This is a genomic window from Desulforamulus putei DSM 12395 (assembly GCF_900129195.1).
GTDB lineage: Bacteria > Bacillota > Desulfotomaculia > Desulfotomaculales > Desulfotomaculaceae > Desulfotomaculum > Desulfotomaculum putei.
Genome location: NZ_FQUY01000009.1, coordinates 1 through 13,626, shown reverse-complemented (window position 1 = coordinate 13,626; position 13,626 = coordinate 1). Strand labels below are relative to the sequence as shown.

Here is a 13,626-nt window from a genome sequence, read left to right as displayed (position 1 = left end):
ACTGTCGCAGCTGCCTAAAGCCGACACCAACCACCACCCCAACAAAGTGGTGCAACCCAACAGCAGGTGCCTGACCCCGACGAAATAAGAAAACCCAAGGGGTCTGGCTCCTGCTGCACACAACTGTCCAGCTGCCTAAACCCGACACCAACCACCACCCCAACAAAGTGGTGCAACCCAACAGCAGGTGCCTGACCCCGACGAAATAAGCTAAACAGGAGCAAATATGGGAAAAATCATCATCACCGGCGGAAAACCCTTACAAGGAACCATAAAAGTCAGCGGCGCCAAAAACGCTGTCCTGCCCATACTGGCCGCTTCCCTGTTAACTACAACCCAAACCAGACTGCTGGACGTCCCCAACCTGGCCGACGTTCAGGTGATAAGCTCCGTCCTGCAGGAACTGGGCGCCAAAATAGAAAAAAAGCCCGGCGAACTGCTCATCTCCGTCCCCTGCCTCACCGGTACGGAAGCGCCCTACGAGTATGTCCGTAAAATGAGGGCCTCCTTCCTTGTCATGGGCCCCCTGCTGGCCCGGGCGGGAAAAGCCAGAATCTCCCTGCCCGGCGGCTGTGCCATCGGCACCAGGCCCATTGACCTGCACCTCAAAGGCTTTGCCGCCCTGGGGGCGGATATCCGTTACGGCGCCGGCTGCATCGAAGCCGCCGCCAGGCAGCTGACAGGCGCCAGGATTTACCTGGACTTTCCCAGCGTCGGGGCCACCGAAAACATCATGATGGCAGCGGTCCTGGCCAAAGGCCAGACTACCATCGAAAATGCCGCCGAAGAACCGGAAATCGTGGATCTGGCCAATTTCCTCAACTCCATGGGGGCCAACATCAAAGGGGCCGGCACCAAGGTGATACGCATCGACGGCGTGGACCGTCTCGGCGGCGCCACCCACGCCGTCATCCCGGACCGCATAGAAGCGGGCACCTACCTAGTGGCGGCAGCCATTACCAGAGGTAACCTGCTGGTGGAAAACGTCATTGCCGACCACCTGAAACCGGTGGCCGCCAAGCTCATAGAAGCCGGTGCGGAACTGACAGAAGAAGAAACCGGTGTTCGGGTCAACTGCACAGGCAAAGTCCTCAAAGGAGTCGACATCAAAACCCTCCCCTATCCCGGCTTTCCCACCGACATGCAGGCCCAATTCATGGCCCTTATGACAGTAGCGGAGGGCACCAGCATCATCACAGAAACCGTCTTTGAAAACCGCTTCATGCATGTCAGCGAACTCAAACGCATGGGCGCCAAAATCAAAATCGAAGGCCGCACCGCCGTTGTCCAGGGCGTTAAAAACCTGACCGGCGCCGCAGTCAAAGCCACCGACCTGCGGGCCGGCGCCGCCATGATCCTGGCCGGCCTGGCCGCCGAAGGCGAAACAGCCATCTCCAACATCCACCACATCGACCGCGGCTACGAAAACCTGATTGAGAAGCTGCAAGGGATAGGAGCCAACATCCGGCGTGTGGAGGAATGCGTACCGGCTCTGGGGTAAGGCTTTCGGGTCAAGCTATCAGCTGTCAGCTATCAGCTGTCAGCCCTCAGCCGTCAGCTTTTGGCCTTTGGCCCTTAGCCATTGACTCTAGTTGGCCATTGGCCATTGGCCCTTAGCCTTTAGCTCTATAGGAGCGGTAAAAAACTTATAGAATAACAACGCGGGTGTGGAATATATTTCCACACCCTTTCATATGTATTAAATAAGGAACGGCCTATGTGCTTCCTTAAAAGCAAGATCTATGAGAAACGCTAGAATCTAGCAATAAAAAAGCTGACAGCCAAACCCAAGGGGTCTGGCTCCTGCTGCCCACAATCATCATAACAACACGCACCATACACCAACCACCGCACCCACCAACCCACCGAATCCCCACCAGCAGGTGCCTGACCCCGCCGAACCAAGCCAAACCCAAAGAAAGGCAGGCCCCACACCATGCGCAAACTCCTCCTGGCCTTGCTGGCGATAGCCCTCCTGGCCTACCTGCTTCCCCCAAAAGCCCCAAAAACACAAATCCAATCCCAGGGCACCATCGTCAAAATGTACAACCACCTGACAGGGCAAATTCAACCCATCCCCCTGGAAGAGTACCTCATTGGCGTGGTGGCAGCCGAAATGCCGGCCTCCTTCCCGGTGGAAGCCCTCAAGGCCCAGGCCGTGGCGGCCCGCACCTATATCATGCAGCGCCTGGCCCCCGGCGGCGTTCAAAACGCCCGCCGCCCGGCAGCCGATGTGTCCAGCGACCCCAGAGAAGGACAGGCCTGGATCTCCCGGGAAGAGATGCAAAAACGCTGGGGCAAAATCAAATCCCTGGAATACTACTATAAAATCAAATGGGCGGTGGACAGCACCCGGGGCCAGGTCATCACCTACAAATCCCAGCTCATCTTCCCGGCCTTCCACGCCTCCTGCGGCGGCGGCACCGAAAACGCCGAAGAAGTATGGGTAACGGCAGCCCCCTACCTCAAAGGCGTCCCCTGCCCCCACTGCGCCGACCCCGATCCGGAAAGGCAGGTTACATATACCCTGGCCGAGCTGGACAAGAAACTAAAAACAAACCTCTCGGCCATGCCTGTGTCAACCATCAAAAACAAAGCCCTCGCCGTCATTCAGGAAACCGCCACCGGCCGCCCCAAAGAAATACGCATCGGCGACAAAACCTACCCGGCCACCATGCTCCGGGAACTCCTGAACCTCCGCTCCACCCGCATTAGCTGGAGCATCGAGGGCGACCAAATCACCTTCACCACCCGCGGCTACGGCCACGGCGTCGGCCTCTGCCAGTACGGCGCCAAAGGCATGGCATTACAAGGCAAGAGTTACGAACAGATACTAAAGCACTATTACACAGGCGTGGAGATTACGACCATCCCACCAGCAGGTGCCTGACCCCGCCGAACCATGTATAAAACCTTCGCAATATGGCAATACTCTAACTAAAGAACTACCACCGGAAGCGAGGTTATAAACATGTGGCCCTTCGAAAACTCCCTGCGAAACCAGCTGCGAAACCAGGATCTCATTAAAAAATTCCGCGACTGGCTGAGAAAATGGCTTTTCAAAGGAAACAAAATCAACCCCTTTACACTGCTGGGCATCCTATTAACCGCAGGCATCTTATCCGCCTATGGCCTCTACGCCTGGTTTCACGGCCCCGCCGAGCAAAGGGCCGTTACACCGTCAAACACCAACCAGGTAATCAATCAGGACATCCAAAAAACGCCGCCCGTTAGCAGTCAAAGCCGGTCCGCAACAACCGGTCAGCCCCAGGAAGCCGGAGCAACCCAGGCCCCGCCCGCGGCAAACCCCGAAGAAATGGTGAAACCCGTCATGGGGCACGTACTGACCGGCGTGGGCATGACCTACTCCGAAGTGTTTAAGGACTACCGCTACAATACCGGCGTGGCCCTGGCCGCCGCACCGGGCACAGAAGTAAAAACCGCCATGGCCGGCACGGTATCCCTGATTTTCACCGCAGAAAGCGGCACCAGCACCGTCAGCATCAACCACGGCAGCGGCTGGGAATCCTACTACAGCGGCCTGGATCGGGTCCACGTCAAAGCCGGGCAAAAAGTAGCACAAAATGAAACGCTCGGCACCCTTGGTAACAACAGCAGGACCAACGGGGTCATGGAAAACCACCTGTACTTCAAAGTAACCAGGAACGGCGAACCCGTAGACCCCAATATTTACTGGAAATAAATAATAGCTTGTCATTGCTCATCCAAATGGCCGAATAATGGCCATTTTCTTTTTATTTTGTGACATTTCTCCCACCCCCCCGCATATATTTAAGTAAAAAGTAAGCTCGGCAACGTCAACTAAACCTCGGACTAATTTGCTGCACTAATAAAATTTCAAGGACAAATCCCAAAGCATACATGTAACCGGCTAATTGGTTTGCGACAACCATAATTATCCGACGTCCGACGACCGAAACAGGAGGTAGGGAAATGCAGGACTATATCCAAAAGCGGGTGCTGGACATCTGTGCTTATATTCTGGAAACCAGGGCAACGGTCCGGAAAGCTGCCCAGGTCTTTCAGGTCAGCAAAAGCACAGTACACAAAGACATGACCGAACGGCTCCCGTCCCTAAATAAACACCTGGCACAGGAAGTCAAAGCCATCCTGGACGAAAACAAAGCCGAACGCCACCTCAGAGGCGGCGAAGCCACCCGCCGCAAGTATAAAGAAATCATCTAAAACTCTACTGTGAAATTTTGTAGATAGAGAGGAATTTTAGCAGGAAAGAGAGAATCCTACCACCTTAGGACAATCTGCCATTCCTGTTTTTCTTTTTACATACCCTGTGTACCACCCACCGAATGGCGGACAAGCAGTTTGGCCATCAGTAGAACTAACCAAAGGGGTCTGGCTCCTGCCTCCACAAACCTGCCACATTAGACAAGCCCTTACACCGGCAGGTGCCTGACCCCGACGACATTGTCACTAACACCTAGGATGACACATACAACCCAGGGGTCTGGCTCCTGCCGCAACAAACCCATCCCATTTAGAAAAGCCATTACAACCGGCAGGTGCCTGACCCCGACGACGATGACCCCGACTAACATGGAATACATACAAGCTAGGAGGAAAACAAATGTTTGGATTCAGCTCCGACATCGGCGTCGACCTCGGCACCGCCAGCGTCCTGGTCTATGTCAAAGGAAAAGGCATCGTACTCCGCGAACCCTCGGTGGTAGCCATAAACAAAGATACCGGCCGCATCATCGCCGTCGGCGAAGAAGCCCGCCGCATGCTGGGCCGCACCCCCGGCAACATCGTCGCCACCCGCCCGTTAAGAGAGGGCGTTATCGCCGACTACGACGTCACCGAAAAAATGCTCCGCTACTTCATTAATAAAGCCGTGGGCAAAAAATGGTTCTTCCGCCCCCGGGTTATGGTCTGCATCCCCTCCGGCGTCACCGGCGTCGAGGAACGGGCCGTCCGCCAGGCCGCCATCTCCGCCGGCGCCCGCAGCGCCCACCTCATCGAAGAACCCCTGGCCGCCGCCCTAGGCGCCGGCATCGACATCTCGGAACCCAGCGGTTCCATGGTGGTGGACATCGGTGGCGGCACCTCCGACGTCGCTGTTCTCTCCCTCGGCGGCATCGTCTGCAGCCGCTCCATCCGGGTCGGCGGCGATAAATTCGACGAAGCCATCGTACGTTATATAAGGAAAGAATTTAGTCTCATGATCGGCGAACGCACCGGGGAAGAAATCAAAGTAGAAATCGCCACCGCCTTCCCCCAGAAAACCCCCGAGCGGGTCACCCAGATCCGCGGCCGCGACCTCATCACCGGCCTGCCCAAAGCCGTCACCGTCAGCAGCCACCAGATCTACCACGCCATTGAGGAACCCCTGGAAGCAGTGGTGGGCGCTGTGAAGGAAGTATTAGAAATCACCCCCCCGGAACTGGCGGCCGACATCGTCAACAAAGGCATCGTCATGACCGGCGGCGGCTCCCTGCTGCACGGCCTGGACATGCTGCTGTCCGAAGAAACCGGCCTGCCGGTCTATGTGGCGGACGACGCCATCTCCTGCGTGGCCCAGGGCACCGGCAAGGCTTTAGCTATGATGAATGTTTTGCCGAAGCCAAAGAGCAGTAAATTGTTTAAGAAGGTGGTGGGATAACACAAAACAAGCATAAATTTGGGAACAAAGTATATAGCGGAAGCGTCTATGTTCATGAGGGAAGAACAGTCGCTTCCTTTTTTGATGCTAAGAAACAAAGTTTTTAGATTTAGTTAAAAGTTTTCAACTTAACGGAACCTTTTAGAAACCTAGCCCGTCTAAGTTAATGAGTTGGTCAGAGAGTAAAAACTCTCCTACCGAGAAAAAAGAACCCAGATTTAAAGGATTTTTGCCAGTTAGTGTAGAACTAACCAAATCTAGCATTGGTGCCCGTATTTCTGGCAAGTAACTGCCATAACTGACACCTTGCAGGAAATGGCAAAAATCTAGGCACCTTATGAATTTGTTGAAAGGGGGGATGACGAACCCGAAGGGAATGGTTCGTCCGACTTACTAATCAACTGCTTGGCGAACTTCTCCAAGGGAAGGGATCCAACCGGTAGGCTCTTATAGCTCAGTCCGGAAATTATGAAGAATCCTTGGAATAACATTTAGGAGGGAAAAAGGTGAGAAAAGCTAACAAGATTGTATCTATTCTTGTTACACTGTGCATGCTGTTGAGCATCATGGCTCCTGCATTCGCAGCCGACACTACTGGTTTAACTGTACCGAAAGTCAAAACTGGTGACGAAAGAAGACTGGGTGACCTGTTGCTGGTAGAAACTGTACAAGGAACCACTTATTCTACTGGCGGTGACTTTGTTTTAACTGTTGAATTACCCACAGGCGTTGAGTTCTCTGAAAAAGCAGATGTAGTAGCTGAGAAAAATGGCTCTTTAGTAACAGTACCTGCCAATGTGAAAGATAAACCGAACGCTCTTGCTACCGGTGATGTTGAAGTTAAACAAGTAGGTTCTAACTATGTAACCTTTGAAGTTAAGAGTGCTACTGGCGATTCTGGTGGAAAAGCTGGTTTTGTGTTCAACTTAAGCAAATATGATGTTGACATTGCTTCCTCTGCGGCTGGCGATCTGAAGGTAAAAGTTAAAGCTGAGGGTACTCCTTTCGAAAGTGGCGAGTTCTTAGTGGGTCGTGCTTCCAAAGGTGACACCACTGTAACTGTTGCAACTCCTGAAACCATCGGTCGTGACAGTGCTAAAGCTGCACAGATCAAAATTGAAGAAAATGCAGTTGGTACCTTTGATGTTAATGATGAGATCAAAGTAGTTCTTCCCAAGGATATTGACTGGGATGTAACCGAAACTCTGAAAAACATCAGCGCTGTAGGTTTCGAAATTGAAACTCCTAGTGCTAGCAGCTTCAGTGGTGACACCTTAAAGTTAGTAGTTAAAACCAAGAGCACCAAGTATCCTGGTTTTGTAACCATCACCCCTGTTATCGATGCTGATGATGATTTCAAAGCTGGTGACGTTGAAGCAACTGTTAAAGGCGACAACATTACTTCTACCGACGTAGTTATCGCTAAGGTTGCCGACTATGATGTAATGGTTAAGCTTGACGACAATGATGTTAAAACTGTTGTAGCTGGTGTATTCGATAACGAAATTGACCAGATTAACATCGAAGAAACCGTAGCAGACAGCTTCCTGAAAAATCGCACCATTACTTTGGAATTGCCTGATTATGCACACTTTACTGCTCTGCCCACTGATATGACTGATGAGAGCAAAGTTTACACCGAAGGCGGTATCACCTACACTGTTTCCTATGACAGCTTAGACAAACTTGCAAAAGATTCTTCCCGTTCTGACAAGAAGTATCCCAGCAAGATTACCCTGAGAGCTAAAGACAACGCTGGTAAAGATGCTGAAACCATCGAGTTAGATGGCATCGAAATCGCAGTAGATGCAGATGCTCCCGCTGGAGATCTGAAACTGGAAATTGCCGGTACTCTGGGTATTAAGGCTGAATTAGTTATTGCTAAAGTTGTAGCTCCTGTTACTGTAAAGGCTGCTAATAAGGATGTTAAGATTGGTATTCAAAACCAAACTATCGGTGACATCCAAATTGTTGAATCCGTAGACGGTGCTATCACTAAGGATGGCAAGTACCTCTACGTAAAAGCTCCTACTGGCGTTAAATTTAGCGAAGTCCCCAAAGTAGAAGTTGCCAGTGGCAACTTCGAGGTAGACACCATTAAGTTTGCTACCTCTGACGACGATGTTCTGAAAATTACTGTTGACGAAGAAAGCACCAAGGCTCCTTCCACCATTGTTCTGAAGGACGTTAAAGTTGACGTAGACCGTACCGTAGCTGTTGGTCCCATGAAGTTCAGCGTATACGGCAGAGCAATTGATGAAGTTTCTGAGACTGATGAAGATGTAGAAGACAACGCTATCAAGTTCGTAGCTGGTAACGTTGTAACTCCCGCTGGTTCCGTATCTGCAGTGTTCAGCATCGGCTCCGGTATCTACACTGTTAACGGTGTAGCCCAAGTTATGGATGTTGCTCCTTACATCAAGGAAGGCCGCACCTACGTACCTGTTCGCTACCTGGCTTATGCTCTGGGTGTAAGTGAAGATAACGTACAATATGAAAACGGCGTTGTAACCTTAACCAAAGGTGACAAAGTTGTTAAACTGACTATTGGTAGCAAGACTATGGATGTTAACGGAACTACTTCTACAATGGATGTAGCTCCTGAAACTAACAACGGTCGTACCATGTTGCCCGCTCGCTTCGTAGCTGAAGCTCTCGGTGCTACTGTTGGCTATGCTAACGGTCAGGTTGTAATCAACCAGTAAGTCAGTAGGCTTAACTAAATAAGATGAGCCCAGGTTTCTTAAAACCTGGGCTCACTTCCTTATAACAAGTATGGTGGTGAAAATATGCGCCGCATTATATTAATATCATTGCTAGTAATATCATTAATATTTACTAACAACGCCTTTGCTATTGATAAATATACCATAAACTTAAGTATTGAACAGGTCATTGCTATGGCAAAGGCTAATAGCTTAGAATTAGCTAAGAAAAAGGCTGTGTTAGAACAGAAAGAAGAAAGCAGAAAAGATGCCTACAGTGTAGTGGAATACCTTCCTACTAGCCCCTATTATGTTCGAGAAATCTCAGGAGCATATTCGCAGTATATTGGTGCCGATTTTAATCAAAGGTTAGCCCAGAAAAACAAAGATTTTAGTAATATTGTTGTTACTGTAGATGCTAAAAACAAGTTCTATGATGTTCTAAATAAAAAAGCCTCGTTAAGGCTAAAGGAATTAGAATATCAAAAAGCTCAAATATCCCTATCTCAGATACTTGCTAAAAAAGAAGTTGGTATGGCTACAGAATTACATGAGTTTCAAGCCAGAACAGAACTTGCAGCAGCCCAGACCGCATTGAAGAATGCAGAAGCAGCATTAGAAAAAGCTTACTATGAATTGAATGACTTAATAGGTATTCCTCGTGAATCACGTCCCGAATTATTAGAACCAACTGGTTATGACAAAATCAAAGTTGAGAGTATGCAAGCTGAGATTAATAAAGTCATGCTAGAAAGACCGGATGCTTTTGCAGCAAAAGAGTTAGTCACAGTAAAAGCCAAGTTAAAGGAGCATGCGTCTAATTATAAGATTGGAGAATTAGAAGAAAGTATCGCAAAACTTGACTATAAAGATACAAAAGATAAAGTTGAAAGAGATGTCCATTCAATGTATAACGATATTGTTAATCTGGAAAAGCTCATCGAAACTCAAGAAGAAAGTGTAAAGGCATGTAAAGAAGCGTTAAGGAATATGGTTGTTCAATATGAACTAGGTATGGTTACAAGGCTTGAAGTATTGTCTTCTGAAACTAAGTTAAAAGAAGCTGAAAACTCCTTGAAGCAGTCCCTGTATAAACACGATGTGGCAATGAGTTCTTTTCCATATTTAGCTGGGATGTCGAGCAATTCTGGAACGGTCAATAATACTATTAGCGCTTCAGAATAACTGGACAAAATTATGATATTAAATAACAGGAGAAACCAAGGGGTTGCCTCCAATGCGGGAGCTCCTTGGTTTTGTAATAAAATAAATTATATAATGTTGAATTATTACCATAATAAGCGTTTGAACACACTACCAATTTCTAATCCATACCCAAAATAGCACATTTAATGCCATAAATGCAAGTTTATTTTATGTAACGCTAATGATAAGATACCTTAAAAATAGCTAAATACACACTTCCGTTATTGCAGCTTGGAATATTATTCTGTGCATATAAATTAAATAAAAAAGGGAGGGGATGAAAGTGAAAAGAATTGCATACTTGATGGTATTGTTAGTGTTTTTTTTAACGCCAGGTATATCCTGGGGGGAATCAAAAATTATTGTGGATAACAAAGTCCTTAGCCAGAACCAATCTACTGTAATGCTGTATAACCGCATTCTTGTCCCCCTCAGGTCAATTTCGACGGCTCTGGGAGCAGAAGTCCGATTTACGGTTTCAAATCAGACCATAGACATATTAAAAGAAGATAAACACATTACTTTGTGCTTAGGTAGCGCAAAAGCTTTTGTAAACGAGAACCCCTATATTCTTGAACTCGAGCCCCAGTTTATCAAAGGAAGTACGTACGTACCCTTACGATTTGTTTCAGAGGCATTGGGGGCACAGGTTTTTTTTGATCAGACAAGTGGGTCAGTGATTATCAATTCAAAAAAACAGGAAAATATACTGGTCAAAGCCGACCTAGCTAAAATACATTACCTTGATGTAGGTTACGGGGATTGCACATATATCGATTTACCAGGAGATGCCGATATTTTAATCGATGGCGGCAGTGCTGAAAAATCTAGCGATGTTATCAATTACCTAAAAAATCAGGGAGTAAAGGATATAGAACTGCTTATTGCGACGCACCCCCACGAGGACCATATTGGTGCCATTCCAGAGATTATTAAGGCCTTTCCAGTTAAGGAAGTAATTGATAACGGGGTAGTAACCTCCCACGCCTACTACCAAAAATATAAACAGGCAGTTTGGTCTTTGCGAAACCGAAACCCTAACATCGGCAAGATCTGGAGATTTGGAGATTCAGTTTTGGAAACCATAGTTCCTCCGGAACATTATTTTGCTGATTATAATAATTCTTCACTGGGGGTAAAGCTGACTATTGGTGATATAAAGTTCTTCTTTGCCGGCGACTTTGAACAACCTGTAGAGCAAGATATTAAAGGGAACATTCAGTCCCAATTCTTGAAGGTTGGGCATCATGGTAGCAATGATGCCAGTTCTTATGAATTTATAGAAAGAGTAAAACCCGCCGTTGCTGTGATCAGTGTGGGGCAAAATTCCTATGGTTTCCCATCATCAAAGGTTATTGAAAGATTGCAGCACAGCGGGGCAAAAGTATACCGTACGGATTTAAATGGAAATATCGTTGTAACAACGGACGGCAAGAGTTACACTGTAGTTACATCAAAAGGTAAGGAAATGGAGACGGTAACCAACCCGGCTTCTGATGTCATTCCTGTTAAGGGGGAAGTTGTAGCCAGCGATGAGAGCAACTTTTACCACAAACCCGACTGCACCTTAATAAAGAATTTGAATGTTGAAAACCAGATTTGGTTTTCTAATAGCCTAGAAGCTAGAGGGAAAGGTTTTTACCAGTGTAGTGAGTGCGAACCCGAGTAAAAGAATGAAGAGGGAAAGAGCATGGAAGGTACTAAATAAATTAACCGTCCATGTGTATTCGGCAAGATAAAAAATAGCAAATGGAAGTAAATTTTTGAAGCACCCCCTGTTCCTATTTCTGGGAATTTATAGGAGGGTTGTAAGCGGTAAAATAAAAGGGACGAATTTCGGCCAATAAAAATGGACACTTTTTTCCAGTTCACAGTTCAACTCTTCTTCGTTAACTGTATATTTACTCAGATAACGAAAGGAGAGGATAACTTGATGAGGTGGAAAATGTATAGTGAAATTCATCAACTTAAAAACATGGGCTTAAATAAGGCCCAAGTAGCCAGGCGATTGAAGATTAACGTAAAAACAGTTCGTGCTCGAGGAAATCCCTGGCAGAAAACCTCTGCCAGGGATTTCCAAAAGGTGCCTGGCACTTTACTAAACTAAAGTGAAGGCGCTTTTTCTTTTCCGGGTCATCCTTTTGGGTCTGGTGGTTTCAATGAAAGGCTACCTAGGCGGTGCCAGGTACCGTCTCGCATGAAAGTTGTATACGAGCACAAAAAGTTACCGGCGGACGGAACCAGGCACCGCCCCTGGTAAATTGGGAAAATTGCACCAAAAAACACTTGCATTTTACTAAATTAAAGTGCAATTCTACGTCCTGCTGGAACTGCAGCCCACCGTGGACCACACCATGCCCTTCCGCTTGCTGCAATACATGCTGGAAATATGGCGGGACGTCTACAACAATACCCCGGAGAAAGAGCGGAGGCGCAAGGGCTTCCGGCTGCCGGCCATCGTCCCCGCCGTCATCTACAACGGCGAGAGAGGCTGGACGGCCCGCAGGAGCTTCAGGGAGTACCAGTCGGGGCACGAGCGGTTCCCCGGTCGCCTGCTGGACTTCTCCTACATCCTCTTCGACGTAGTACGCTACAGCGAGGAAGAGCTGCTCCGGGCGGCCAACGTGGTGTCCAGCGTGTTCTACTTGGATCAGACCGTGGTGAATATTTCGGTGCGCGAGTGCACGTTAACCGTTTGACGTTGTGCACACCTTCCGCTGATATTGGGCATAGGTTTCGTTACAACTGATCACGGTAGCTAGAGGATAGTATCTTAATTTGGAATCCTGGTGCCGGTTGCCCCGACACCAGTTCCCCAAAAGACAGATCTATTCCATAATACCCTTTCTCTTGCGCATGGAGTCTCCTTCAATCATAATTCTGTAAGAGTCGTGGACTATTCTGTCGCAGATAGCGTCTGCAAGCGTCGGCTCACCGATTTTAAGATGCCAGCCGGCAACATCAAATTGGGAGCAGAAAATGGTGGAGGCTTTTTTATGCCTTGCCTCGACGATTTCAAGCAGATCCCGCGCTTCACTCTCTTTGAGAGGAAATAGCAGCCACTCATCTAAAATCAATAATTTCACTTGCTTGTACTGCTTGATAACCTTGCGGTAGGTTCCTTCGCCGCGGGCGATTGCCAACTCGCTCAGCAGATCTGGTAATCTCACATATTTCACGGTGTAGAAGTTACGGCTGGCCGCCATTCCGAAGGCATTAGAGAGGTAGGTTTTGCCACTTCCTGTCGCCCCGAGAATGACTACATTGTGATATTCCTGGATGTAGTTGCAGGTAGCCAGTCTGATTATCTGTGCCTTGTCAAGCTTTCGGTCCGGGTGGTACTCAATGTCCTCGACGCACGCGCCACTGATAGCATAATCGGCCTTTTTGATGAGCCGAGCCATCCGGTTATTCTTACGTACCGCCCACTCCGCGTCAACGTAAGCGTCAAACCGTACCCACCTAGCTTTATGTTTTAGCTTGTAGGATAATCTTCCTCAGGATACAAACGAGGAGGATTTTTTTATGACTAAAGCCCAACGACAAAAAGAATGGGAAGACAGAATAGCGGCATATCAGGCCAGCGGCCTCAGTGTCAGAGAGTGGTGCGCCGCACACGGCGTCAATCCCGACCGGCTATGGTACTGGCTGCGGAGAAATAAAAACCAGACAGCTAGTCCCGTAAAAACGCCAAAAACACCCCAGTGGTTGCCGGTGGAAGTTAGTGAACAAATGCCCGGGAACCAGAACAATGCTGTACTGATCAGAATAGGACAGGCCAGCGTCGAAGTAAACCCCGGCTTTGATCCGGCCATGCTCTCCGAAATAATTCGTATCCTGGTGGCCGTATGCTGAGTGATGCCGGTATTGATAGGGTTTACCTGGCCTGCGGAGCCACTGATTTACGCAAGTCCATTGATGGTCTGGCCGCCCTGGTAAAGGAGGGCTTCGCCCTAGATCCCTTTGCGCCCTGTCTGTTTGTTTTTTGCAACCGGCAACGAGATAAACTCAAAATACTTCGCTGGGATCACAACGGGTTCTGGCTATATTACCGGCGCCTGGAGCGCGGGAAAT

At 48.5% G+C, this 13,626-nt stretch carries 10 protein-coding genes and 2 pseudogenes; 11 read left to right on the top strand and 1 reads right to left on the bottom strand.

Annotated features, from left to right (window positions below; translation table 11 throughout):
- The first annotated feature begins 226 nt into the window (after positions 1-226).
- From murA to BUB67_RS07445, 9 genes and pseudogenes are all read left to right on the top strand, one after another.
- Entirely contained in the window at positions 227-1,501 is a 1,275-nt protein-coding gene (gene murA / locus BUB67_RS07490; protein WP_073238150.1) for a UDP-N-acetylglucosamine 1-carboxyvinyltransferase, read from the top strand.
- 435 nt (positions 1,502-1,936) lie between these two features.
- On the top strand, positions 1,937-2,890 hold the full coding sequence (gene spoIID, locus BUB67_RS07480; RefSeq protein WP_073238144.1) for a stage II sporulation protein D: 954 nt from the start codon (positions 1,937-1,939) through the stop codon (positions 2,888-2,890).
- 81 nt (positions 2,891-2,971) lie between these two features.
- On the top strand, positions 2,972-3,703 hold the full coding sequence (locus tag BUB67_RS07475; RefSeq protein ID WP_073238141.1) for a M23 family metallopeptidase: 732 nt from the start codon (positions 2,972-2,974) through the stop codon (positions 3,701-3,703).
- Positions 3,704-3,954: 251 nt separating this feature from the next.
- Positions 3,955-4,206 carry a sporulation transcriptional regulator SpoIIID gene (spoIIID, locus tag BUB67_RS07470; protein WP_073238138.1) on the top strand — a complete coding sequence of 84 codons (252 nt, stop codon included), beginning with the start codon at positions 3,955-3,957 and terminating at the stop codon, positions 4,204-4,206.
- Positions 4,207-4,606: 400 nt separating this feature from the next.
- The gene (gene mreB, locus BUB67_RS07465; RefSeq protein ID WP_073238135.1) at positions 4,607-5,641 is read left to right on the top strand and encodes a rod shape-determining protein; all 1,035 of its coding nucleotides are present in this window, start codon (positions 4,607-4,609) and stop codon (positions 5,639-5,641) included.
- Positions 5,642-6,147: 506 nt separating this feature from the next.
- Positions 6,148-8,346, top strand: a complete 2,199-nt coding sequence (locus tag BUB67_RS07460) for a copper amine oxidase N-terminal domain-containing protein (protein WP_073238132.1) — start codon at positions 6,148-6,150, stop codon at positions 8,344-8,346.
- An 84-nt stretch (positions 8,347-8,430) separates the two neighbouring features.
- On the top strand, positions 8,431-9,531 hold the full coding sequence (locus BUB67_RS07455) for a TolC family protein (protein ID WP_073238129.1): 1,101 nt from the start codon (positions 8,431-8,433) through the stop codon (positions 9,529-9,531).
- 304 nt (positions 9,532-9,835) lie between these two features.
- Positions 9,836-11,221 carry a stalk domain-containing protein gene (locus BUB67_RS07450; protein WP_073238126.1) on the top strand — a complete coding sequence of 462 codons (1,386 nt, stop codon included), beginning with the start codon at positions 9,836-9,838 and terminating at the stop codon, positions 11,219-11,221.
- 637 nt (positions 11,222-11,858) lie between these two features.
- A pseudogene (locus tag BUB67_RS07445) lies at positions 11,859-12,212 on the top strand (Rpn family recombination-promoting nuclease/putative transposase); the annotation flags it as partial.
- A 168-nt stretch (positions 12,213-12,380) separates the two neighbouring features.
- Here BUB67_RS07445 and istB read toward each other — a convergent pair.
- Positions 12,381-13,007: pseudogene (gene istB / locus BUB67_RS07440) on the bottom strand (IS21-like element helper ATPase IstB); the annotation flags it as partial.
- 70 nt (positions 13,008-13,077) lie between these two features.
- Between istB and tnpA the strand changes: the two are divergent.
- Both tnpA and tnpB read left to right on the top strand, forming a co-directional pair.
- Positions 13,078-13,407 carry an IS66 family insertion sequence element accessory protein TnpA gene (tnpA, locus tag BUB67_RS07435; protein ID WP_073238123.1) on the top strand — a complete coding sequence of 110 codons (330 nt, stop codon included), beginning with the start codon at positions 13,078-13,080 and terminating at the stop codon, positions 13,405-13,407.
- Positions 13,401-13,626, top strand: a 226-nt coding sequence (gene tnpB, locus BUB67_RS07430) for an IS66 family insertion sequence element accessory protein TnpB (protein ID WP_143157018.1), incomplete at its 3' end; no start/stop codon positions are given. The genes tnpA and tnpB, both read left to right, overlap by 7 nt.

What these genes read in the sequence shown, in the direction of transcription:
- tnpA (WP_073238123.1), top strand. Translation starts at nt 13,078, where the DNA reads ATGACTAAAGCCCAACGACAAAAAGAATGGGAAGACAGAATAGCGGCA.
- murA (WP_073238150.1), top strand. Translation starts at nt 227, where the DNA reads ATGGGAAAAATCATCATCACCGGCGGAAAACCCTTACAAGGAACCATA.
- BUB67_RS07475 (WP_073238141.1), top strand. Translation starts at nt 2,972, where the DNA reads ATGTGGCCCTTCGAAAACTCCCTGCGAAACCAGCTGCGAAACCAGGAT.
- BUB67_RS07455 (WP_073238129.1), top strand. Translation starts at nt 8,431, where the DNA reads ATGCGCCGCATTATATTAATATCATTGCTAGTAATATCATTAATATTT.
- spoIIID (WP_073238138.1), top strand. Translation starts at nt 3,955, where the DNA reads ATGCAGGACTATATCCAAAAGCGGGTGCTGGACATCTGTGCTTATATT.
- spoIID (WP_073238144.1), top strand. Translation starts at nt 1,937, where the DNA reads ATGCGCAAACTCCTCCTGGCCTTGCTGGCGATAGCCCTCCTGGCCTAC.
- mreB (WP_073238135.1), top strand. Translation starts at nt 4,607, where the DNA reads ATGTTTGGATTCAGCTCCGACATCGGCGTCGACCTCGGCACCGCCAGC.